The organism is Aeromonas dhakensis (genome assembly GCF_002285935.1).
Taxonomy (GTDB): domain Bacteria; phylum Pseudomonadota; class Gammaproteobacteria; order Enterobacterales; family Aeromonadaceae; genus Aeromonas; species Aeromonas dhakensis.
In genome coordinates, this window is the sequence record NZ_CP023141.1 from 144,910 (window position 1) to 166,680 (window position 21,771).

Annotated in this window: 27 protein-coding genes; 16 read left to right on the forward strand and 11 right to left on the reverse strand. The window is 62.5% G+C overall.

The features are described 5' to 3' along the window. Positions 1 to 51 precede the first annotated feature (51 nt). The gene (gene mepM, locus CK627_RS00840; RefSeq protein ID WP_095591480.1) at positions 52 to 1,389 is read right to left on the reverse strand and encodes a murein DD-endopeptidase MepM; all 1,338 of its coding nucleotides are present in this window, start codon (positions 1,387 to 1,389) and stop codon (positions 52 to 54) included. A 259-nt stretch (positions 1,390 to 1,648) separates the two neighbouring features. Here mepM and CK627_RS00845 point away from each other — a divergent pair, with 259 nt between their 5' ends. Both CK627_RS00845 and CK627_RS00850 read left to right on the forward strand, forming a co-directional pair. Next, a complete protein-coding gene (locus CK627_RS00845; protein WP_095591481.1) occupies positions 1,649 to 2,941 on the forward strand; it encodes a LapD/MoxY N-terminal periplasmic domain-containing protein in 1,293 nt (430 codons plus the stop codon). Next, complete coding sequence (locus CK627_RS00850) at positions 2,941 to 3,882, forward strand: TAXI family TRAP transporter solute-binding subunit (protein WP_005305209.1); 942 nt, start codon at positions 2,941 to 2,943, stop codon at positions 3,880 to 3,882. The genes CK627_RS00845 and CK627_RS00850 overlap by 1 nt, the downstream gene beginning before the upstream one ends. Here the strand turns inward: CK627_RS00850 and CK627_RS00855 are convergent. Further along, positions 3,877 to 4,551: a transglutaminase-like cysteine peptidase gene (locus CK627_RS00855; protein WP_095591482.1), complete on the reverse strand. Its 675-nt coding sequence runs from the start codon at positions 4,549 to 4,551 to the stop codon at positions 3,877 to 3,879. The two genes, CK627_RS00850 and CK627_RS00855, sit on opposite strands and share 6 nt — an antisense overlap. A gap of 85 nt (positions 4,552 to 4,636) precedes the next feature. Beyond that, on the reverse strand, positions 4,637 to 5,551 hold the full coding sequence (gene znuA / locus CK627_RS00860) for a zinc ABC transporter substrate-binding protein ZnuA (RefSeq protein WP_019838978.1): 915 nt from the start codon (positions 5,549 to 5,551) through the stop codon (positions 4,637 to 4,639). A 94-nt stretch (positions 5,552 to 5,645) separates the two neighbouring features. On the opposite strand from znuA, the gene znuC reads away from it, so the two are divergent. Beyond that, the gene (gene znuC, locus CK627_RS00865; protein WP_019838979.1) at positions 5,646 to 6,410 is read left to right on the forward strand and encodes a zinc ABC transporter ATP-binding protein ZnuC; all 765 of its coding nucleotides are present in this window, start codon (positions 5,646 to 5,648) and stop codon (positions 6,408 to 6,410) included. Between the two features lie 21 nt (positions 6,411 to 6,431). Continuing rightward, complete coding sequence (gene znuB, locus CK627_RS00870; RefSeq protein ID WP_010636072.1) at positions 6,432 to 7,211, forward strand: zinc ABC transporter permease subunit ZnuB; 780 nt, start codon at positions 6,432 to 6,434, stop codon at positions 7,209 to 7,211. Between the two features lie 2 nt (positions 7,212 to 7,213). Here the strand turns inward: znuB and CK627_RS00875 are convergent, their stop codons facing one another. Then, complete coding sequence (locus CK627_RS00875; RefSeq protein ID WP_095591483.1) at positions 7,214 to 8,104, reverse strand: LysR substrate-binding domain-containing protein; 891 nt, start codon at positions 8,102 to 8,104, stop codon at positions 7,214 to 7,216. A 91-nt stretch (positions 8,105 to 8,195) separates the two neighbouring features. On the opposite strand from CK627_RS00875, the gene CK627_RS00880 reads away from it, so the two are divergent. Further along, complete coding sequence (locus CK627_RS00880; protein ID WP_005305226.1) at positions 8,196 to 9,053, forward strand: DMT family transporter; 858 nt, start codon at positions 8,196 to 8,198, stop codon at positions 9,051 to 9,053. A gap of 10 nt (positions 9,054 to 9,063) precedes the next feature. Here CK627_RS00880 and CK627_RS00885 read toward each other — a convergent pair whose 3' ends face one another. Beyond that, positions 9,064 to 9,645 (reverse strand): uracil-DNA glycosylase family protein, encoded by a 582-nt coding sequence (locus tag CK627_RS00885; protein WP_095591484.1) that lies wholly within the window; start codon positions 9,643 to 9,645, stop codon positions 9,064 to 9,066. Positions 9,646 to 9,747: 102 nt separating this feature from the next. Between CK627_RS00885 and rarD the strand changes: the two genes are divergently transcribed. Then, a complete protein-coding gene (rarD, locus tag CK627_RS00890) occupies positions 9,748 to 10,656 on the forward strand; it encodes an EamA family transporter RarD (RefSeq protein WP_017778344.1) in 909 nt (302 codons plus the stop codon). Here rarD and CK627_RS00895 read toward each other — a convergent pair. Beyond that, entirely contained in the window at positions 10,638 to 11,372 is a 735-nt protein-coding gene (locus CK627_RS00895; protein ID WP_005305238.1) for a substrate-binding periplasmic protein, read from the reverse strand. The genes rarD and CK627_RS00895 overlap by 19 nt on opposite strands. 44 nt (positions 11,373 to 11,416) lie before the next feature. On the opposite strand from CK627_RS00895, the gene CK627_RS00900 reads away from it, so the two are divergent. After that, entirely contained in the window at positions 11,417 to 11,818 is a 402-nt protein-coding gene (locus CK627_RS00900) for a GIY-YIG nuclease family protein (RefSeq protein ID WP_095591485.1), read from the forward strand. A 95-nt stretch (positions 11,819 to 11,913) separates the two neighbouring features. Here the strand turns inward: CK627_RS00900 and pspG are convergent, their stop codons facing one another. From pspG to CK627_RS00920, 4 genes are all read right to left on the reverse strand, one after another. Next, positions 11,914 to 12,132, reverse strand: a complete 219-nt coding sequence (pspG, locus tag CK627_RS00905) for an envelope stress response protein PspG (protein ID WP_010636066.1) — start codon at positions 12,130 to 12,132, stop codon at positions 11,914 to 11,916. Positions 12,133 to 12,174: 42 nt separating this feature from the next. Then, positions 12,175 to 12,381, reverse strand: a complete 207-nt coding sequence (locus CK627_RS00910) for a PspC domain-containing protein (RefSeq protein ID WP_095591486.1) — start codon at positions 12,379 to 12,381, stop codon at positions 12,175 to 12,177. Positions 12,382 to 12,383: 2 nt separating this feature from the next. Then, a complete protein-coding gene (gene pspA / locus CK627_RS00915; protein ID WP_095591487.1) occupies positions 12,384 to 13,046 on the reverse strand; it encodes a phage shock protein PspA in 663 nt (220 codons plus the stop codon). A gap of 206 nt (positions 13,047 to 13,252) precedes the next feature. Continuing rightward, positions 13,253 to 13,981, reverse strand: a complete 729-nt coding sequence (locus CK627_RS00920) for a 1-acylglycerol-3-phosphate O-acyltransferase (RefSeq protein WP_005305253.1) — start codon at positions 13,979 to 13,981, stop codon at positions 13,253 to 13,255. 177 nt (positions 13,982 to 14,158) lie between these two features. On the opposite strand from CK627_RS00920, the gene CK627_RS00925 reads away from it, so the two are divergent. From CK627_RS00925 to CK627_RS00940, 4 genes are read left to right on the forward strand one after another with little or no spacing between them, the layout of a single operon-like run. Continuing rightward, positions 14,159 to 14,539: a hypothetical protein gene (locus CK627_RS00925; RefSeq protein ID WP_095593435.1), complete on the forward strand. Its 381-nt coding sequence runs from the start codon at positions 14,159 to 14,161 to the stop codon at positions 14,537 to 14,539. A 54-nt stretch (positions 14,540 to 14,593) separates the two neighbouring features. Continuing rightward, positions 14,594 to 16,648: a protein-disulfide reductase DsbD family protein gene (locus CK627_RS00930; RefSeq protein WP_095591488.1), complete on the forward strand. Its 2,055-nt coding sequence runs from the start codon at positions 14,594 to 14,596 to the stop codon at positions 16,646 to 16,648. Positions 16,649 to 16,658: 10 nt separating this feature from the next. Beyond that, complete coding sequence (locus tag CK627_RS00935; RefSeq protein WP_095591489.1) at positions 16,659 to 17,414, forward strand: DsbA family protein; 756 nt, start codon at positions 16,659 to 16,661, stop codon at positions 17,412 to 17,414. Between the two features lie 3 nt (positions 17,415 to 17,417). Then, positions 17,418 to 17,942 (forward strand): redoxin domain-containing protein, encoded by a 525-nt coding sequence (locus CK627_RS00940; protein ID WP_095591490.1) that lies wholly within the window; start codon positions 17,418 to 17,420, stop codon positions 17,940 to 17,942. A 75-nt stretch (positions 17,943 to 18,017) separates the two neighbouring features. On the opposite strand, the gene CK627_RS00945 is transcribed toward CK627_RS00940, so the two are convergent. Further along, on the reverse strand, positions 18,018 to 18,446 hold the full coding sequence (locus CK627_RS00945) for an EF-hand domain-containing protein (RefSeq protein ID WP_095591491.1): 429 nt from the start codon (positions 18,444 to 18,446) through the stop codon (positions 18,018 to 18,020). A 288-nt stretch (positions 18,447 to 18,734) separates the two neighbouring features. Here CK627_RS00945 and atcJ point away from each other — a divergent pair, with 288 nt between their 5' ends. From atcJ to CK627_RS00970, 5 genes are all read left to right on the forward strand, one after another. Then, positions 18,735 to 19,019 (forward strand): cold adaptation protein ActJcold adaptation protein ActJ, encoded by a 285-nt coding sequence (atcJ, locus tag CK627_RS00950; RefSeq protein ID WP_167385232.1) that lies wholly within the window; start codon positions 18,735 to 18,737, stop codon positions 19,017 to 19,019. A gap of 23 nt (positions 19,020 to 19,042) precedes the next feature. Beyond that, on the forward strand, positions 19,043 to 19,585 hold the full coding sequence (atcA, locus tag CK627_RS00955; RefSeq protein WP_095591493.1) for a cold adaptation protein AtcA: 543 nt from the start codon (positions 19,043 to 19,045) through the stop codon (positions 19,583 to 19,585). A 12-nt stretch (positions 19,586 to 19,597) separates the two neighbouring features. Next, entirely contained in the window at positions 19,598 to 20,365 is a 768-nt protein-coding gene (atcB, locus tag CK627_RS00960) for a cold adaptation protein AtcB (RefSeq protein WP_005343119.1), read from the forward strand. 11 nt (positions 20,366 to 20,376) lie between these two features. Further along, on the forward strand, positions 20,377 to 21,279 hold the full coding sequence (gene atcC / locus CK627_RS00965; RefSeq protein WP_095591494.1) for a cold adaptation protein AtcC: 903 nt from the start codon (positions 20,377 to 20,379) through the stop codon (positions 21,277 to 21,279). 224 nt (positions 21,280 to 21,503) lie between these two features. Then, positions 21,504 to 21,755: a hypothetical protein gene (locus CK627_RS00970; protein WP_167385233.1), complete on the forward strand. Its 252-nt coding sequence runs from the start codon at positions 21,504 to 21,506 to the stop codon at positions 21,753 to 21,755. The last annotated feature ends 16 nt before the right edge of the window (positions 21,756 to 21,771 follow it).

Here is a 21,771-nt window from a genome sequence, read left to right on the forward strand (position 1 = left end):
AAAAAGGCCCCGCCAGCGTGGCGGGGCCTTTTTGTTTCGGCGAGAGAGGCATCAACCGGCCTCCATCTCCTTGCGATAGCTCTTCACCTTGGCGAGGAACTGGCGCTTCTCCTTGCCGGAGAGCGGTTCCGCCATCGGCAGCTTGACCTTCATGGCATCCACCGGGCGGTTGTTGATCCGCACCTCGTAGTGCAGGTGAGCACCGGTGGAGCGACCCGTGTTGCCGGAGAGGGCAATCTTGTCGCCCATTTTCACCTTCTGGCCCGGCTTGACCAGCAGCTTGCTCAGGTGCAGGTAACGGGTCATCAGGGTACGACCGTGCTTGATCACCACATAGGTGCCGGCCAGCGGGTGGCTGGTCGCCTTCAGGACCACACCGTCACCGGTCGCCATCACGGGGGTGCCGACCGGCAGGGCAAAGTCGGTGCCCTCGTGAGGCCGCACCTGGCCGGTGATCGGGTGACGGCGATTCGGGTTGAAGCTGGAGCTGACCCGGTAGCGGCTGTGGGTCGGGTAACGGCGGAAACCGCGCTCCAGGCTGTTGCCCTGCCCATCGTAGTAGTTGCCATCTTCGGACAGCCAGGCGGAGACGTTCTGGCCCTGACTGAACACTTCCACCCCGAGCAGCTGGGTGTTGCCTGTGCTCTTGCCTTCGACCGTCTCCTGGCGCACCAACACCTTGAACTTGTCACCCTTTTTCAGATCCTTGGCGAAGTTGAGCCGCCACTGGAACAGGTTGGCAATCTTCTGGATATGGTTGGCCGGGATCCCCGCATTGCGGGCACTCACGTAGAAGCTGCCATTGATGACGCCGTCATAGCTCTTCTTCTGCCACTCCACCTCTTCATTGAGCATGCTGGCGCTGTAGGTGTCGTCGGTACGCTCCAGCACCAGAGTCTGCTTGATGTTCAGACGGATCTTCATCTGCTGCAGTATGTTGTCCTGATCGATCAGCAGCTCGATGGTCTGGCCCGGCTTGAGCCGTGCAAGATTGTTCTTGGTGTCGGCATCCAGCACCTTGTAAAGGGTGGTGGTGGAGAGACCCAGGTTGTTGAAGATGGTGGTCAGATTCTCGCCATTGCGAACCCGGTAATCCTGCCACTGGGGGGTGGCGTCGGCCGGGATGTCATCTTCCGGCGTCGCGGCTTCTACCAGCTCGTGATCCGGGATGTCGTTGAAGTCCGTATTGTCTTCGTTGGTTGCTGTGCCATTGGTGGCGATCGGCAACTCCAGTCGCAGCGGCCGCTCCAGGATGTCACCCGGGGCTGGCAATATTGCTACCGCCGACAGCGTCATGGCCGTCAGCAGTAGCATGGCGTAAAAGTGTTTGCGGGGAACCGGGGGTTCCCAATTGGCGGCCTGCGCTACCAAGGGACGGAGACGTTTCATCCGCTATCCTGTCATTAGATCCAAGGGTGTTAGTGGTCAGTCTGTTTGTTATGAAACCGTATAAAACTGATTGTTTGACCTAAATACTCACAATTAGTTCATAGCAATCTGCATGAACCTCACATTTTATGCATAACATTCTTTCATGGGCAGAAATGATCGTCTTTTTTAACCATTTTTTCCTATTTTTAAGAGCCGGGTCAGCTCACCTCCGACCTCAGGTTTCAACATGTTGCGATAACTTTTCCATGGAGTGGACATGTCGTTAGCGAAACTGTTAAATCGAATCATCCTGATTTTGTTCCTGATTGGCGCCGTCCTGCTGTTCATGCTGGAAGTCACCACGGTGCGGCAATCCATCCTCGATCAGATGTCCGCCAACCTGGAAACCGCCATCACCGCCCTCGGGCTGGTGCTGCAAGGCACCCTGCTCAACGATGACAAGGTACTGGCCGAGACCATAGTCAACGCCATGTTCGACGGGGGCTTCGTCAGCGCGGTCACCCTGCTGGATCCGGATGGTCAGGTGCTGTTTCAGAAGGTCTTCCACACCGTGCAACAGAACGTGCCGACCTGGCTCCCCTCTGTTATCGACATGCCGCCGGTAAAAATTGAGCAGGAGCTGACCGATGGCTGGCGCATGCTGGGCACCCTCACCCTGGAAGGGCATACGGGCTATGCCTACCAGCATCTGTGGAATGCGATCAGCCGTACCGGCACGGCGCTACTGGCAGGTCTGCTGATCTTCACCCTGGTGATCTCCTGGGTCTGCAAACGACTGCTGCGCCCGCTCGAGCAGATCAATCTGCAACTGGTGAAGATCCGCAAGCGCCAGTTCAGTGGCACCCTGGACGCTCCCTGGCTGCAGGATCTCAAGGAGCTGGCCGGTTCGGTCAACCAGCTGGTGTCGGAACGCAAGCGGGATCTGCTGCAGCAACGGCTCAAGATAAGCCAGCTCGGCAAACAGCTCCCCATGGTCAATGAGCCGCTGCAGACCCTGACCTGCGCAGGAGAGGGGCTGTTGCAACAACACTTCTTCTCGACCCAGGGCAGCATTCGTCTCTACAGCCGCCTCATTCCGGAAGTCACCCCGTCACTGAACAGTTCACCGGACGAGATCCGGCACCTGCTCGATCTCTGGCTGCACCATGCAGTCGAGGGATTGCAGCTGCCGCTCAGCCTGCTCGACCACCCCGACTGGGCACAATTTGCACCTCTGCTGGCCAAGGGCAGAGGCAAAACCCTCGACTGGCGCTGGGATCAGGAGCATGTGCCACCCCTTGCCCAGGAGCGGCTGGCCGCCTTGCAGGAACAAGGGGTGGAGATGGCCTTCAGCGCCATCCCGATGACCAACGAGACCTTCAATCAGCTCGACCCCATCAATCCTGTCTTCATCAGCTGCCAACCGACCCAGGCTCCGCTCTATTGGAACCTGGTAGCCCAGTGCCTGCACAGTGCGGGCTACACCCTGCTGGCGGAGGCCGGCGACATTCAGGATATCGACACCCTGCGCAACTGGGGCATCGATGGCTACGCCGGCAAGGAGGCATGATGAACAGGACCGGATTGTTGCTCGCCCTGCTGTGGCCACTGCCGCTGCTGGCCAACCCCACCACCATAGCCACCGGCGGTGAACAGGGGATCTATCACCAGATCGCCAAAGAGTTCTGCCGGCTCGCCAACAAGAGCGATGCCGGACTGCAGTGCAAGCCACAGGCGACCTCGGGCTCCATCGAAAATCTGCGCCAACTGAAAAGCGGCGAGACAAGCTATGCGCTGGTGCAGTCGGACTGGCTCTACCAGGCCAGTAACGGCCTGGGTCCATATGCCAGTCAGCCGCAGCCAGAGCTCAGGGCCATCTTCGCCACTCACGCCGAACCCTTTACCATAGTGGTGAGGGCCGACGGCGACATCACCAGCCTGGAGCAACTCAAGCTGGCCCCCATCGACATGGGGCTCAAGAGTTCCGGTACCCGCCAGACGGCGCTCGCCCTGTTCAACGTGCTGGGCGCCAAGGAGCAGGATCTCGATCTCAAGAGCGTGGCCAATCTGGCCGAGTCCCTGTGCAGCAAACAGATCGACGCCTATGGCCTGGTGATGGGTCACCCCAACCGCATCGTGCTGGATACAGCCAAACGCTGCCCCGTGCGTTTCCTGCCGATCGAGGGGGCAACCCGGGATCAGCTGCTCAAGGGGGTCAAGTATTACCAACGCAGCCAGATCCCTGCGCGTATCTATCCGGGCAACCTCAAGGCGACGCCGACCTTTGCCATCGCCGCCACCCTGGTAACCACCGCCAGCACGCCACAGGCCGACGTTTACCGCCTGACCCGGGCCATGCTGGCCCAGCAAACCAAGTTCAATGAGCAAACCTACGGTTACGCCAACCTGTTTCACCAGGCGCGCAATAAAACCGGCCCGGTGCTGAGCATCGAACAGCATCCGGGCGCGGCAAAATATTTCGAGGAGTTGAAAGCGGCGGGCAAGCTATAGCTGACGGCGGGGGGAGCGCAACTGCTCGCTGGAGAAGCGGGTCTTCATCGAGGTCCACTGCGCCAGCCTGTCGGCACTGCCTGCCAGGGTCCCTTCCCGGCGGGACTTCATGATCCAGATGCTCTTGGCATCAAAACTGTAGACGGGGATGAGATCGGTCCGCTTGCTGCCGGGCAGGATCCGGTTGTTGATGTTGTCGAGCACCAGCGGATCCGACTTGGGGGTCGCGAAGTAGAGCGTCACCATATGAAACTGGTTGTAGCGCACCGCTTTGACGTAAGCCAGCCGCAGCTTCTTCTCGTCCACCCCAAGCTCCATCAGGGTATAGTACTTGGAGATGCTGTAATCCTCGCAGTCACCGCCACGGGCACCGATAAACTCCAGCGGGTTGGCCCAATAATCCTCCATCCCCCATAACTTGGGATCCTCGCTGTAGGTCAGGTTGTTGAAGTAGTTGTTGACCAGCTCGATCTTCTGCTGATCCGTGGTGCCGGCCCTTGGCGTCAGCAGACGCGAAAAGGCCTCCGCCCGCTGGAGGGCTCGACCGCCATAGACCTCCTGCAATTTTGCCTGCAGTGCAGGGCTGGCCATGTATTCGGAGAGGCGGGAAGCCTGCACGCTGGCACAGCAGAGCGCCAACGTGCAGGTGGGAACGAGCAGCAATTTCATACCAGACACTCCCTGTCAGATGCTGGAGGTCAGTATAGTTGCCCCTGGCTGCCCCAGTGGCGGGCACGCGGGTGCTTCGACGCGGTCAACGGCACTCGGCGAAGGCGTCGGCCAGCTGCTGCATGAAGCGGGGATAGCCATCCGGGCCGAGCGGCACCTGTTCACCGACTTCGTCCAGCAGCAGCACCTTGGCGCCAGTATTCCGGGCGACCGACTCGATCACCGCCGGCGAGAACTGCGGCTCGGCATAGATGCAGCTCGCTTTCTTCTCTTCCAGCGCCTTGCGGATCTCCACCAGAGTCTTGGCACCGGGGCGTCGTTCCGGGCTCACGGTGAAGTGGCCCTTGGAGCTCATGCCATAGTGGCGCTCCCAGTAGCCATAGGCTTCATGAAACACGAAATAGCCCTTCTGGTTCACCGCCTTCATCTGCTCGGCGATCACCTTGTCCTTGGCCTCCACCTTGGTCTTGAAGGCGAGCAGATTGGCGCGATAACGCTCGGCGTTGGCAGGATCCTGAGCGCTCAGGGTTTCGCTCAGGGCATTGGCGATGACCAGCGCCTGGGTCGGACCCAGCCAGATGTGGGGGTCGACGCCCTCGTGGTGGTGCCCCTCATGACCGTCGTGGTCATGGCCTTCATGCGCTTCGTCGGCGTGCTCTTCATGACCGACCTGCTTGCTGTAGTCAAACAACGGCATCCCTTCGACCCGGGTCAGGGTCAACACATGGAGATGTTTGGCCAGCGGCTTGGCCATGAAACCTTCCAGCTCGGGGCCGACCCACACCACCAGATCGGCCTCGTTGATGCTGCGAATATCAGAGGGGCGCAGGGAGAAATCGTGGGGCGAAGCGCCGGTCGGCAGCAACACCTTGGGCTCGCTCACGCCGTCGGTGATGGCGGCGGCGATGAAACCCAGCGGCTTGATGGTGGTCAGCACCTCGAGGGCGCGGACAGGCAGACTCACCGCCAGCAGGGCAGTGATCAGGGCAAGAATTCGCATAGAGATCTCGTCAGGAAGTGTGTGTGTGATAATATAACAAACCAACGTTATTGTTATATTATAACTCTCACAGGCTGTAAACCCCGGAGCTGTCATGACCCAACTGGTGGAGCTGAAAGAGGTCTGTCTTTCATTTGATGGACGACTCGTGCTCGACAAGGTCTCCTTTACCCTGAACAAAGGCAAAATCACTACCCTGGTCGGCCCCAACGGGGCAGGCAAGAGTACCCTGAGCAAGCTGGTACTGGGCCTGCTCACGCCGGATTCGGGCCAAATCACCCGCAGCCGCGACCTGCGGGTCGGCTATGTGCCCCAGCGCCTCTATCTGGATCCCACCCTGCCGCTGACGGTGCGTCGCTTCCTGCAGCTTGGCAAGAATGGCCGCCTCTCCATCGAGGAGGCACTAAACCGGGTCGGTGCGGAAGATCTCTTGGACAACCGGATGCAGAAGCTCTCCGGCGGCGAAATGCAGCGGGTCCTGCTGGCCCGCGCCCTGCTGGTCAAACCCGAGCTGCTGGTGCTGGACGAACCGGTGCAAGGGGTGGACATCAACGGCCAGATCGAGCTCTACGCCCTCATCAGCCAGCTGGCCGCCGAGTTCAACTGCGCCGTGCTGATGGTCTCCCACGATCTGCATCTGGTGATGGCCAGCACCCACGAGGTGATCTGTCTCAATCGCCACGTCTGCTGTCACGGCGAACCGGAGAGCGTGGCCCGCCACCCCGAGTTTGCCCGTCTGTTCGGCCGACCGGAGCAGGAGGTGCTGGCGGTCTACACCCACCATCACCACTGCGACGGCGAACACCATCATCATGAACCGCAGGCCCCCGTCATTCGCCTGCCCTCCCGCAATCAATAACGTACCCGACAGGATCATCAAGTGGACAGCTTTCTGTTATACGCCCTCGCGGCCGGCCTCGGCATCGCCCTGCTGGCCGGCCCCCTCGGCAGTTTCGTGGTGTGGCGCAAGATGGCCTATTTTGGCGACACCCTCTCCCACGCCTGCCTGTTCGGCATCGCGCTCGGCATCCTGCTGCAGGTGGATCTCACCCTGGCGGTGGTGGTCTGCTGCCTCGCCATGGCCATGCTGCTGGTGATCATGAGCCGCAACCAGCAGGTGGCCACCGATACCCTGCTCGGCATCCTGGCCCACAGCGCCCTGTCGCTCGGTCTGGTCACCTTGAGCTTCATGGACAACGTGCGGGTGGATCTGATGGCCTACCTGTTCGGTGACCTGCTCTCGGTGCAGCCGATGGACTTGATCTGGATCTACGGCGGCGGCGCCCTGGTGCTGCTCACCCTGTGGCGGCTGTGGGATCCCCTGCTCTCCATGACCATCTCGGAGGAGCTGGCCCGGGTGGAAGGGGTGAGGGTCGATGTGCTGCGCTGCGTGCTGATGCTGCTGATCGGATTGGTGATCGCGGTGGCGATGAAGTTCGTCGGGGCGCTGATCATCACCTCCTTGTTGATCATCCCTGCGGCAACCGCCCGCCGCTTCAGCCGGACACCGGAGCAGATGGCCGGCTTCGCCGCCCTCATCGGCTGCCTTGCCGTACTCGGCGGGCTGTTGCTCTCCTGGTATCAGGACACGCCGGCAGGCCCGTCTGTCGTGGTCTGCGCCACCAGCCTGTTTGTGCTGAGCCAGTTCAAGAAAGCCTGAGCCTAGAGAGGCATGCTCTGGCGTGTCTCCATCATCAGCCATTGGCGCAGCCGGCTGATGGCGGGCTCATGGGCCCGCGAGCGCTTGCAGGTGAAGTAGAAAGCATCCCCCGTCTCCAGCTGGTGTACCGGCAAGGCCACCAGCTGGGGATCATCCGGTCGCAGCATGTAGTCGTTCACGAATGCCACCCCCTGATCCCAGGCCGCAGCCTCCATCGCCAGCAACACATGGCTGAAGTGGTGCATCCGTGCCTCCGCCGGGATCACCAATCCCCCGGCCTTGGCCCAACGCTGCCAATCCTCTCCCCGCGCCTTGTAGATGGACTGCACCGACAGCAGCGGCAGTTGCCAGATGACGTCCGGCCACTCCCCCTCCACCTGTTGCAGCAAGCGGCGACTGCAGACCGGGAAGAGCCGCTCCCGGTAGATGAGATCGTGACAATAGCCCCGACCGTGGGGCGAGACGGTGATGAAGCAGTCCGCCACTCGATCGGAGAGTTCGGGATCCTCCGCTACCATCTCCAGGCTGAGATCCAGCTCGGGATAGAGCTGGCGCAGCCCAGCCAGGCGCGGGATCAGCCACTTCACCGCAAACGAGCTGTAGACCGCGAGCCGCAGCCGCATCTCGCCGCCGCCACGCAGTTGCTCGCTGCTCTGGGCAATCTGGCCGAGCCCGGCGGAGATCCCCTCGAAATAGACCTCGCCCTGCGCCGTCAGCGACAGCAGCCGCCCCTGACGCAGCAGCAGCCGTTCCCCCAGAAAATCCTCCAGCAGGCGGATCTGATGGCTGACCGCGCTCTGGCTGACGTTCAGCTCAAGGGCCGCGCGGGAAAAGCTGAGCAGGCGGGCAACCACTTCGAAGTATTGAACGGCGCGCAGGGGAGGCAGCCTCATTATCCAAAATTCTCATGCATGGTGACTTTTTATCATTTTACTGGATAACGAAGCGCGGGCTACCCTTCCCTCATCTGACACAGGAGGTAGCATGAACGCAGTGGGGATCGGCATCCTTTATCTGGTGCTGGGCAATATGGTGGCGGTCTTTTCCGACGCGCTGGTCAAGGTGCTGGAGCCGGATCAGCCGGTATTTCAGTTTGTCTTCTTCCGCCAGCTCTCCGCCGCCATCCTGCTGACTCCCTGGCTGCTCTGGTCATGGCGTCGCAACCCGCCGGTGGCGCTCAAGTGGCACCTGCTGCGCGCCCATATCTGGGCCATCGGCGTCTGCCTGATGGTGATCGCCCTCACCCGGCTGCCGCTGGCCACCGCCAACGCCCTCTTCTATGCGGCGCCGCTGATGATGGTGCCGCTGGCGGTGTGGCTGGCGGGGGAAGCGATCTCGCGCCAGAAGGTGCTGACCGCCTTCATCGGCTTTGTCGGGGTGCTGATCGTGCTGCGCCCCACCGAGGTGAACTGGGCGGCGCTGGCGGCACTCGGGGTAGCGCTCTCCATGGCGCTCAACAATCTGCTGATCAAGCGGATCCCGCTCCAGCAGCCCATCGCCCAGACCCTGTTCTTTACCAACGTGCTGAGCATGCCCTTCATCCTGGCGCTGGCCTGGTGGGAAGGGGGCGACTGGCAGTGGCAGATGTGGTGGCCCGCCTTCGGCTCTTCGGCGCTGATCATGGTCTATGCGGGGTTGTGCGTGGTGGCCTATCGCAAGGCGGAGGCGAGCAAGATCGCCTCCGCCGAGTACACCGGCCTGCTGATGGCGGTCGCCATCGGGGTATGGCTGTTCGATGAGCAGCCGGGCCTGCCGCTGCTGCTGGGGTGCCTGTGCATCATACTGCCGCTCATAGCCATGGCCCGCAGCAAGCCCAAACCACAGGCCGAACCGGCGCTCTAGCCAACGAGGGTCACCCCAGCAGCGGGGCGACCCTTTGTTGCAGATGGGGGACCACATCCTGCTCGAACCAGGGGTTCTTCTTGAGCCAGAAGGTGTTGCGCGGTGACGGGTGCGGCAGCGGCAACCAGGCCGGACCGTAGTCCGCCCAGCTGCGCACCGTCTCGGTCAGCGACCCTTTCGCCGCATCCCGCAGGTAGTGGCCTTGCGCATACTGGCCGATGAGCAGGGTCAGCTCGATGTTGGGCAGCAGCATCAATACCTTGTCGTGCCAGGTGGAGGCACATTCGGGGCGCGGCGGCAGATCCCCCGACTTGCCCTTGCCGGGGTAACAGAGCCCCATCGGCATGATGGCGATGCGGGATTCATCGTAGAAGGTGGCCTTGTCCACTCCGAGCCACTGGCGCAGGCGATCGCCGGAAGGATCGTCCCAGGGGATGCCGCTGGCATGCACCCGGGTGCCTGGCGCCTGGCCGATGATCAGCAGGCGAGCGTGCTCGCTGCCACGGATCACCGGTTTGGGCCCGAGCGGCAAGTGTGCCTCGCACAGGCGGCAGGCACGGATCTGTGCAAACAAACTGTCGAGTCGGTTCATGGGCCCGATAGTAACAGAGTTTTCCCCCGGATCCTGCTTGTGAAAGATTCAGCAGATACTTATTATGCAGCCACATTTGTTTAATTTAATAAACGGAGCGAAATGAAGAACTGGATGGGCACCGGCAGCGCGGCCCTCTCATTCGTGCTGTGGGGCATGCTGCCCCTCTATTACCAGTTCATGCCCGCGGTCAACATGTGGGAGCTGCTCTCCCACCGGGTACTCTGGTCGGCGGTGCTGCTGGGGATCCTGTTCCTCGTCGTCGGCTACCGGGTGCCCTGGGCGCGGCTGCGCAGCGAACCGCACCAGCTCGGCCTCATCCTGCTGGCCGGCCCCGTCATGTCCATCAGCTGGTGCATGTTCACCTGGTGCCTCACCACCGGCCAGGTGCTGGCCACCAGCCTCGCCTTCTTCATGACGCCGCTGTTCAACATCGTCTTCGCCGTGTTGTTCCTCAAAGAGAAGCTCACCCCGCAAAAACACCTGGCGGTGGCGCTAGCCCTGGCGGGGTTGGCCTACATGCTCTTTTCTTACGGCCAGCTGCCCTGGTTCTCCCTGGTCATGGGGGCCAACTTCGCCCTCTATGGCCTGCTCAAGAAGAAGGTGCACTATGACGCCGGCGTCAGCCTCTACCTCGAGGCGCTGGTACAGCTGCCCGTCGCCCTGCTGATCATCGGCGCTCTGGCGGTGAGCGGCGCCAGCCAATTTATGGCCGGTGACTGGACCGAGCGACTGCTGCTGATGGGCAGTGCCCCCGCCACCCTGCTGCCGGTGGGGCTGTTCTGCTACGGCATGATGCGCACCCGCATGAGCACGGTGGGTCTGCTGCAATATATCGAGCCCAGCCTCGCCTTCCTGCTCGCCATCTTCTGGTTTGGCGAGACGCCGGATCCGGTGAAATCGGTGGGGTTTGCCTTCGTCTGGGCCGGCCTGCTGGTGAGCCTGCTGCCGCTACACAGGCTCGGGCGCCATCTGCGCCGCAACGCCGACGCTCAGGGTCTGCCGCGGTAGGACTCCAGGATGGCGTGCCACTTGGGATCCCGGTCCATCTGCTCGGCGATGTCGTTCAGCCTGTCATGCAGATCGCTGCGGGATTTGGGCAACAGTATGTGGCGGGTATAGCTGGACTGGGCGAAGGGCGAGACGAACAGCTTGCCCTCAAAGGCGGGGTCGTGAGTAAAGAAGGTGAGCGCCGAGCCCGGCACCAGGGTCACGTCGATGCGGCCGCGCACCAGCAGGCTGAAGTTGGTCTTGACCTTCTTGGCATCCACCCGCACCAGATCGCCTCTGGCCGACGCCTCGTCGATCCCCTGATAGTGGTACCCCTCGATGCCGCCGAAGGTCATCCCCTTGAGCGAATCGGGCCCGCGATAGGTGACCGGTCTGTCGGCACTCGAGATAAGCTCGTTGGTATCGCGCATGATGGGAAAGGTCCAGAGGTAGCGCTCGCGCTGGGGATCCCCCACCCAGGCGGGATTGACCCAGGCCACCAGACCATCAAAGCCGGGATCCGACATCTCCAGCGCCAGTCTGGCCCGATTCACCAGCCAAAGTTCCAGCTTGGGTTCTCCGCCAAGCTTTTCATTGAGATACTTGACCAGATCCCGGCTCAGACCGCTCTGCTCCCCGGTCATGAAGGGGGGGTGCTGATGATAGTCGTAGAGACGCAGCGTCTCGCCATGAGCCGATATCGACAGCAGACACCACAACCACCACCATGCTCGCATCGCACCTCCTTGGGCTGCTCTTGAGTGTGGCACAGAGAGATCGAATGAGAAAACCCCCTAGCGGCGCCGAACCGGCTGCCTGCCCGCCCACCAGCCACTGGTTCATCTACATGGTGCGCACCGCCAGCGGCCTGCTCTATACCGGGATCAGCACGGATCCGGCTCGCCGCCTGCACCAGCACCAGAGTGGCAAGGGAGCCCGCGCCCTGCGCGGCAAGGGGCCACTGACCCTGGCGTGGCAGCAGGCCGTCGGTGAGAAAGGCACGGCGCTGCGCCTCGAATACCGACTCAAGCAGCAGAGCAAGGCCTTCAAGGAGCAGCTTATCAGCCAGCCGGAGCGCTGGCTCGCCTGCAGCGAATCATGGCTGGCCGCCGCCCGGCCACAGAAAAGGCCGCTGCATGCAGCGACCAGGGAAGGATCCGATAACAGGGAGTGTCAACGGTAGGCATTAACCTGCTTGCGCCGACTGCTAATGAGCCAGCAAACGCAAAAAAGGCCGCTGCATGCAGCGACCAAGGAAGGATCCGATAACAGGGAGTGTCAACGGTAGGTATTGGCTTGCTTGCGCCGACTGCTGATGAACCAGCACACCACCAGCAGCACCAGCAACCAGGGCGCCAGCTTGATGATGAGGGCAAACATGCCGGCCAACGCGCCAAACAGCACGAAGACGCCGCTCACCAGCAGCATGGCCAGCACGGTGAACCCGGCCAGTGCCATGCCGACCAGTACCAGCATCAAGACGATAAATTCCAGCATGTTGTGCTCCTCACTGGGTTGATGCGGCCAGATGACCCGGGGTCAATCCAGCCAACGCTTCAATTCACGATGGGGCGGCATGATCAGCACCGCCAGCAGATAAATGGCCAGGGCCAGGGGCGGCATCAGGATCAGCGCCATCAGGGCCGCGACCCGCACCGTCACCCTGGAGAGCCCCAGTCCATTGGCGATGCCGGCACAGACTCCGGTCAGCTTGCGATGGGCAAGATCCTTCGGCCAGGGCGTCATGGTTATGCCTCCACCTTTTGACCCTTGAGGCGGGCCAGCTCCCGTTCAATCTCATCGTTCAGCTCCAGCTCGCGGAACTGGGCCTCCAGCGAGGGGTTCTGCCCCAGAGTTGCCGCCTCCAGCTGAGCTTCCAGCTGATCGACTCTGCCCTGAAAGCCGTCAAAACGGGCCATCAGCTCGTGCATGCGCTGGTTGTCCACCTGGGCACGGGCTCGCAGCCGGCTGTGGGCGGTCTGCTCGCGCAGGGTCAGCATCTTCTGCTTCTCACGCGCCTCGGTCAGCTTGGCGGCCAGCCGCTCGCTGTCGGCGGTGAGCTGGACCAGCACCTCGGCGACCCGCGCCTTGTCCTGCTCCAGCTGTTCGCATTTTTTGACCTCGGCCAGCTTCTCGGTCAGCGCGGCCCGGGCCAGATCCTCGCGTCCCTTCTGGATGGCGAGCTCGGCCTTGGCCGACCACTCCAGGATCTGGTGTTGCAACGCCTGCTGATGGCGCTCCAGCTGCTTCTGTTCGGCGATGACGCGGGCGGCCTGGGTTCTCATCTCGACCTGGACCTGCTCCATCTCCTCAATCATCAGCCGCAGCATCTTCTCCGGCTCTTCGCTCTTGTCGAGCAGGCTGTGCAGGTTGGCATTGATCACGTCGGTCAGGCGGCTAAATACGCTCATGGTCTGGCTCCTTGTTGATGGGATGACAATCTCTTCCCATAACATTACAAGAGCCGTGCCAAGATAATTTTTCCTTTACTTACATATAGATGAGGTTTTGTCAGGTATTTTCAACACCGTCTTAGTGGCGAAAAATACCGATCTAGTGGTGATTTTCACCAATAAAAAAGGGAGCCAACGGCTCCCTCATGCAATCAGTGACAGGCTCAGGCGGCGCGGGTATGACCGAGTTTGCTGTCCAGTTCGACCAGTTTGGCCTCCATCCGGCTGCGGCAGATTTCGGACAGCTCGCGGATGCCGGCGGCGCCGTGCTCCTTGCTGCAGACAGGGGCCATCACTTCCAACAGCACCTCGCCGTTGTCCCAGCGGTTGAGATCGATCTGGCCGAAGTAGCTGGAGCAAACGATGGGTACCACCGGCACCTCAGCCTGCACCGCGGTATGGAAGGCACCCGCCTTGAATGGCAGCAGGCCGCGCCCCTTGGAACGGGTTCCCTCCGGGAACATCCAGATGGAGGTGCCACGCGCCTTGATGCGATCCACCACCTGGCCTATGGTGCCGATGGCACGGGAGCGGTTGGAGCGGTCGATCAGCACGTTGCCGGAGAGCCAGAAGATGAGGCCGAAGAAGGGCAGCCACAGCAGGCTCTTCTTGCCCACCGCCACCACGCCGGGCTGCACCGCGCCGGTCACGGTGAAGATGTCGTAGTTGCTCTGGTGGTTGCAGACGTAGACGGCCGGCCCCACCGACTTCACCTCGTCGGCCACCGTCACCCGGACCTTGAGGCCGATGAGCGGACAGACAGCGTGATACATGCGGGCAAAGACATAGACGTTGTTGGGATGGCGCGGACGCACCAGGCACAGCAGCAGACCGAACAGGAACCAGAAAATGAGCAGCAGACCAAGCAGCAGCACACGGGCAATTTTGAGCATCGAACACCTCGGATTTTGACTCGGCGCAGTATACTGGTCCCCCTTTTAGCGAACAAGCGTTCGCCAGACAGAACCGACCACCCTTCGCCACTCGCCCCTAAGCCATAAAACGGATGGCGGCTTGCCCCACCCGGCATTGGCCGTTAGGATGTGGCCATCTTGATGAACGGGGCGAGCATGATTCACCAACAACGCGTGGCGAAACGACTCCTGCTGCTGGTCTGCCTGCTGGTGCTCAATTGCGCTGCCCAGCCGCTGGCCCGGCTGGCCCTGCTCGATCACGCCATCAGCTGTCAGGCTCTGCCCCAGTTCGCCGCAGCCGACGACCAGGCCGACAAGGACACGCCCGCCAGCCCGCAGCCCAACAGCTGCCAGCTCAACGGCAAGTGGCTGAGTGCCACCACCCTGCTCTGCCTTGAGCAGCTGTTCTTTGCGGTGGCCCTGCTCATCGCGCTGCTGGCCCCGCTCTGGCGCTACACGCCGCCACTGCCGCCACCACGGGCCGTGTCTCCCCCCGAACGACGACTTCACCTCACCCTCTGTGTCTGGCGGGAATGAGTTCAGCCGAGCTTTTTCAGCCTGCTGTCATTCATTTTTTGCGAGACAACATCTATGTCAACTCTCTTCAAGGCGAGCCTGCTGCTGGGCTGCCTGCTGTGGCAATCCACTGGATTGGCCAGCGATACGGGCTGGCTCACCAGCCCCCAGAACGATCACGCCAAGGTCAGGCTGCAAGCCGACCGCAGCGTCCCTGACCAGACCCGCATCCTGCTCGAGGTGGCCCTCGAATCCGGCTGGAAAACCTACTGGCGCAGCCCGGGTGAAGGGGGCATAGCGCCCCAGATCCTGTGGGAGCAGCCGGTCGGCAACTTCCAGTGGCATTGGCCCACGCCGCGCCCCTTCGAGGTGGCCGGACTGAGCACCCAGGGCTATCAGCAACAGGTGCGCTTCCCCCTGAGCCTGAACTACCCCGCCGGGCAGCCGCTCAAGGGCACCTTGCGCCTCTCCACCTGCAGCAACGTCTGCATCCTGACCGACTACCCCTTCACCCTGGCGGTGGATGGGCAGGCGCCGGCCGGTTTCGACTTCGGCTGGGCCCAGGCCATGAGTACCTTGCCGCAGACGCTGCCTGCCGGCACCCGGGTCGAGCTCGGCTACCAGTACAACCAGCTGCAGCTGCGCGCCGAGCGGGCAGAAGGCTGGCAGGCACCTGCGCTCTTCATCGATGCGCTGGAGGGGGCCGAGTTCGGCAAGCCCGCGCTCGAGGTGAGCGGCAACACCCTGATCGCCCGGGTGCCGGTCAGCGACGGCTGGCAGGGGGATGCCCCTGACTTGCGTGGCCAATCCCTCAGCCTGTTGCTCGGCAGCGGCGATGAAGCCTGGCAGACCCGCGCCACCATCGCCGGACCTCTCGCCCTGCCGGCCCCAGGCCAGCCTCTCATCTGGCTGTTGGGGGCGGCGCTGCTTGGCGGCCTCATCCTCAACCTGATGCCCTGCGTACTGCCGGTGCTGGCCCTGAAACTGGGTACCGTGCTGCAGCAGCAGGAGAGCGAACAGCGACAGGTGCGCAAGCAGTTCCTTGCCGCCAGCGCCGGCATCATCACCTCCTTCTGGGTGCTGGCGGCCATGAGCAGCCTGCTGCGCGCCCCCAGTTTTGGAATGAGTGGCGCGGTCGGCTGGGGGATCCAGTTCCAGAGCGCCGGTTTCATCGGCTTCATGGTGGCGGTGACCCTGCTGTTTTGCGCCAACCTGCTGGGCTTGTTCGAGATAAGGTTGCCCAGCAATCTCAGCACTCGCCTCGCCACCAGCGGCGGCAAGGGGCTCGGTGGCCACTTCCTGCAGGGGAGCTTCGCCACCCTGCTGGCGACCCCCTGCTCGGCCCCCTTCCTCGGCACTGCGGTGGCCTTTGCGCTGGCGGCGCCGCTCGGCCAGCTCTGGCTCATCTTCACCGCGCTCGGCCTTGGCATGAGCCTGCCCTGGCTGCTGGTGGCGGCCCTGCCGCGCCTCGCCCTCTGGCTGCCCAAACCGGGCCGCTGGATGGGGCGACTGCGCATCCTGCTCGGGCTGATGATGCTGGGCTCCAGCCTCTGGCTGGCGAGCCTGCTTGGCAACCATTTGGGCAGCACCGCCACCGGCTGGCTGATGGCCGCCATGCTGCTGGCGCTGCTGATTGGCATCCTCTGGCGTTATGGCATGCGCGGTTTCACGCTGGCCCTCTCTCTCTCGGCACTCATCGGCGGCGCCCTGTTGCTGGGTGGAGCCCTCACGGCGCAGGGGTCGGGCAGCGTCGATCGCATCGCCTGGCAGCCGCTTACCGAGCAGGCCATCGTCGATGCGCTGGCCCAGCGCAAGCGGGTCTTCGTCGACGTCACCGCCGACTGGTGCGTCACCTGCAAGGCCAACAAGTACAACGTGCTGCTGCGTGACGAGGTGCAGAGCGCCCTGACGGCTACGGACGTAGTGGCCCTGCGTGGCGACTGGAGCCGGCCAAGCGACGCCATCTCCGCCTTCCTGCGCCAGCGCGGCGCAGCCGCCGTGCCCTTCAACCAGATCTACGGGCCCGGCCTGCCAGAGGGAGAGATCCTCTCCCCTCTGCTGGACAAGGCCGACTTGCTCGACGTGTTGCACCAGGCCGGCCTCGTCCGGGCCGATGTCACCCATTTTTAAGGAGAATCCCATGACCCTGCGTACCCTGAGACTGCGCACCCTGACCCTCTGCACCGCCCTGCTTGCCGGCACCCTGAGTGCCCCCTTGTTGCAGGCGGCCCCCTTCACCCCGGAGCAGGAGGAGCGTATCAAAGAGCTCATTCGCGAGACCCTGGTCGCCAACCCCAAGATCCTCGACGAGGCGGCCGAATCCTGGGAGAAACAGAACGCCGCGGCCCAGGAGGCCCAGCTCGGCAACTTCATCAAGGGCAATCAGGATGTGCTGTTCAACAGTGCCACCAGCCCGCGGCTCGGCGCCAAGAATCCCAAGCTGACCCTGGTGCTGTTCACCGACTACAACTGCCCCTACTGCAAGCAGTTCGATCCCCGCCTGACTAAGCTGCTCGAGGCCTATCCCGACGATCTGGGGCTGGTGGTCAAGCTGCTGCCGTTCAAGGGGCAGAGCTCGGCCAAGGCGGCCCAGTACAGCCTCACCCTCTGGCAACAGGATCCGGCCCGCTTCCTCGCCCTGCACGACAAGCTGATGAGCAAGCAGGGGATGCTGACCGAGGCGGACATCAACAAGGCGTTGGCGGCCACCGGCAACACGGCCCTCAAGCCCGATGCCAAGGCCACCGAGGAGCTGCGCAACAGCCTTCGTATCGGCACTCTTCTTGGCGTGCAGGGCACCCCGGCGACGCTCATCGGCAACCAGCTGGTGCCGGGCGCCCTCCTCTATGACGAGCTGGAGCAGCTGGTGAAGGCCGAGCTGGCCAAGCGGATCTAAGCCATGGCGGAGGATGCAGTCGTAAAGGCACCCCGCTGGCGCCGTTGGGGCAAGGAGGCGCTCTGGCTGCTGCTGATGGCGCTGGTCATCTCCACCCTGCTGGATCTGTGGCGCGGCCCCACCCTGCCGGTGGGGGCCATGACGGCTCCCTTCACCCTGCAGGATGGCACCATCACCAGCCTGGCCGAGCAGAGCCGCGGCAAGCCGCTGCTGGTCTACTACTGGGCCAGCTGGTGTGGCGTCTGCCGCTTCACCACCCCCACGGTGGAGCAGCTCTGGCAGCAGGGTGAAAACGTGCTGACGGTGGCGCTGCGCTCCGGCAGCGATGACCAGTTGCGCGCCGGGATGGCGAAGAAGGGGCTCGCCTTTCCCACCCACAACGATGAGCGGGGGGCGCTGGCCGCTCGCTGGCAGGTGGGGGTCACCCCCACCTTCCTCGTCATCAAGGATGGGACGCTGGTGAGCACCACCACCGGCTGGAGCTCGTGGCTCGGGCTCAAGGCCCGCCTGCTGTGGGCTGGCTGGTAATCCCGTCCGCCCAGCAATGTATGCAAAGAGCCCGGTATCACGACCGGGCTCTTTTTCATCTGAAGGCTGACAAACCTATTTCGTGGGTGCCATGGCGCCCTGGCCGAGCCGCCCCCTGGCGCTGGCCCGCTCGGCCTCGTCGAGTACCCCGTCCCCGTTCTTGTCCATCCGGGTGAAGAGGGCCTCATGGCGTGCCATGAACTGCGCCTTGGTCGTGTCCTGCATAGCCCTCATGTTGCCCATGTTTCCCATCTTGCCCGGCATGGCCTGGCCGGACTGCTGCATCGCCTCGTGCATCTTGGCCATGGCGGCCTCTCTCTCGGCCAGCGACAGGGTGCCATCCTTGTCGGTGTCCTGCCGGGCGAAACGCTGCTCGGCTCTTTCCATGAACTGGGCCTTGGTGATGTCCCCCTTGATGAACATCAAGGGCTCGTCGATGCTCTCATCGGCGGCGATGGCAAGGCCGCCCAGCAGGGCCATAGGCAGAAGATAAAATTTGAGCATGGCTGTCCATTCCTTAGTAAGGGTCTCGGCCCGGCCGAGGCCTGCTGAAGATCGCCAGGGCAACGCCCGGCGCCTCCTGTAGTGTAGCCCCGGTACCACCCCCTACCGGGAGGCAGATCGCAAGGTGCACCGACCGCACCTCCCCCTGGTTACTTTTCTTCCTATTCATGGCGATGGCCGCCTGTTTGCGTTAAAATGTCGGGTTTTTGCCGAGCCTGGTTTGCCAAGATCCCCGCCGCCAGGCCAGCGCAGGGTCAATTCCACGATGCCAGTGAGGCAGGATCCGTCATGAACAACTACTTCCGGGTGTTGGGCGTCAAGTCCAACGCCAGTGAAAACGACATCAAAAAAGCCTATCGTCGGCTGTCGAACCAGTACCACCCCGACAAACTGCACGGGGCGAGCGAAGAAGAGAAAGAGCTGGCAGCCCTCAAGCTGCACCAGGTAAAGCAGGCTTATGACGTGCTGTCCGATCCGAAACAGCGGGCCGCCTTTATCAAGGATTTCAACAACGTCATCGTGACCGATCCCGCTGCTGCCATGCAGGAGATGTGGGACCAGTTCTACCCCTGAGCCACCAGGCAAGAAGAGCGACTATGCAAAAAAAATGGGACCAGGCACGGCTCAAGGCCCTGCAAAGCGATGCCAGTGAAAACATCGAATCCTACCGGGATCAGGACGACCCCAAGGGGCTCGAGCAGTTCACCGACCAGATGAAAAACCTGCTGCTGGCCGACATGAGCATGCTGGAATTCATGCCCGAGTACCTGCCGCTCGCCCTCTATGGCCGGGTGCAGTTCCCGGCCAAGGCCAAGGGGCAATGGAACAAGTGGCTCACCAGCGGCGAGCAGCCGAGCTGGGACGAGTTCAAGGTGAGCGTCGGCTTCAACAACGCCGTCCTGCCGCTGGTCAAGGCGGTGCGGGCCCAGAGCGAAGGTCAGCTGATGGAAGCCTGCGCCGTGCTGTTCCTGCTCGACAACCCGCTGCCGCGCGGCAGCCACAGTGCCGATGACGACTATGAGCTGCGCGATGAAGAAGAGGAAGACGGGGAAGATGCCGACGCCGACTACCACGGCGGCAGCGACCGCTATGGCGACGACCAGGGCGAGCAGGATATGTACGACGAAGTCCGTTTCTAATTGGGGCAAGGCATGAGCAACAGTCTGATAGAAATTACCGCCATCGAGATCAAAGAGCTGGCCGTCATCGAGCCGAAGCAGGCCAGCGAGAAGTTCGAGCTGATCGCCAAGACCATGTCTGACGACCAGTTGGCAGAAGTGATTGAAAACATTGATATCGTTACCCTGACCCAGATTAACGGCCAGCACGACATCTCCTTCCCCTCCATCATCTCCGAGCTGATGACCCCGGAGCGGATCCGCGACATCGTCTGCCAGCAGCCGCTCTACTGGGAAGAGGCGATCAAGAACAACGCCGACGAGCTGCAGCAGCACACCTTCGACTTCCTCAACTACCTGATCCGCACCCAGGATAGCGAAGCCAAGCAGCGCGAGATCCTCGAGTGCGTGGCCGAGGATCCGGCCGGTCTCTTCTACCTCGCCATCCCCTTTATCGAGTTCTATCGCGGCGATCGCTATGAAGAGGACGAAGGCTATCGCGACGTGCTGCACGCCGAAGAGGAAGATCTTGAAGAGTCCCTGCGCTACAGCGAGCGCCAGCAGAGCGAGGATGTCCACGACTACGCGCTGGATGACCCGCGCAGCCTCTTGATGCTCATTCGCGAGCTGGCCCCCGAGGTGGAGAAAGCCATCAAGGCGCTGCTGCGCAACGAGCACTCCAGCTGGGACGGCATCATCAACAAGTTTGCCGCCGAGCTGGTGATGCAGGCCAAGGAGAAGAACAAGGTCGAGGAAGACGAGTACGGCGACGTCGACGACATGTTCAGCTTTCTGGATTAAGGAGCCCATTCATGCAGTTAGTCATTCGCGATGCCAACCAGGGCCCCTATCTCACCCAGGTGCTGCGCTTTGGCCGCGACAATGAACGCCTGAGCGAGCAACAGCTGGCCGCCATCAAGGGCAAGGCGGTGCTGATGAGCCTCAAATTCGCCGACAAGTACTACAACAAGTACAAGATGCACCTGCTGGAGCAGGCCGCCCACGACGTCATCGGCGTGGTAAGCCTCGGCCTGCAGGAGCTCTCGGCGCGGGATCCGGCCAAGGCGCTGGCGCTGCTGCAGGCGCCGGAAGGCCCCATCAAGCCGTTCCAGAAGGGCTGGTCAATGCTCATCACCGTCAGCCCCAAGCAGGCTGGCAACAGCCTCTACGGTGATGTAGACGCCCGCCTGCTGGACAAGATCTCGAGCCCGCCCGATGTGGAGGAGTGGCAAGGGTGGCAGGAGTACGAGAAGGCACTGACCGAGCACAACAAGAGCCGCCTGATGGGGCTCATCGACCAGCACTTCTTCGCCTGCGAGAGCGACCACCCCACCATGGAGGACAAGCTGGCCGAAGCGCTGCTCTACCGCATCCTCTGCGGCAGGGGCAGTGGCGCCGCCCCGCTCAAGGTGAAGCAGGATCTCAAGCGCAAACTGGCGCGGGAGATTGAGCTCGACGAGGTCTGGTACGACACCGACTATCTGGCGACCCAGCTCACCCTGATGCTGAGCGCGCTGCCCGCCGACATGGCCGCCGCCCTGCGCCAGGAGCTGAGCCCGGGCTTTGTACCCAACCTGCTCCATACCCTCGGCTTCGTGCGCCAGTACCAGCAGCTGCAAAAAGAGGACGCCTCCCCGGAGAAGCTCGACAACATGGAGATGCGAGCCGGACTCAAGCACCCATTGCTCGGCTGGCCGCTTTATCACGACTTCTAAGGGGCCATGCCCCCTTGCAGGACGGCTCTTGCCTCTCCTCCCACAACGCCCGGCTTGCCGGGCGTTGTGGCTTGCAGCATAAACCATGGCCATGGCAGCCGCCCTCGGCAGAAAACTACCCCGTAAGCGTCATTGGCCCCATTTTTGACAGGGATATAATGACTCCCCCATACAAGCCGCAGGGGAACAAGGCCGTGAGCAGAAAGCCCGACAGGATCACCGCAATGCAGCAGATCATCGACGCCGTGAAGGCGGAGTTTTCGCTCTACCAACCGGATACCTTCAAGTGCGGGCCGGACAACACCTGCATCGGCTGCTCCAAGAAGCTGATGGAGCTGGTGGATACGGACCTCTGCTACTGGCAATATCAGATCGATCGCGGCATCCCGCCCTCCTTCGACGAGATCCAGCGCCTCGGCAAGATGTGCAAGAACATCCACCGGGCCCTGGTGCGCAATGGTCGCATCCCCGCCTGAGCGTCCCATCGCAGCC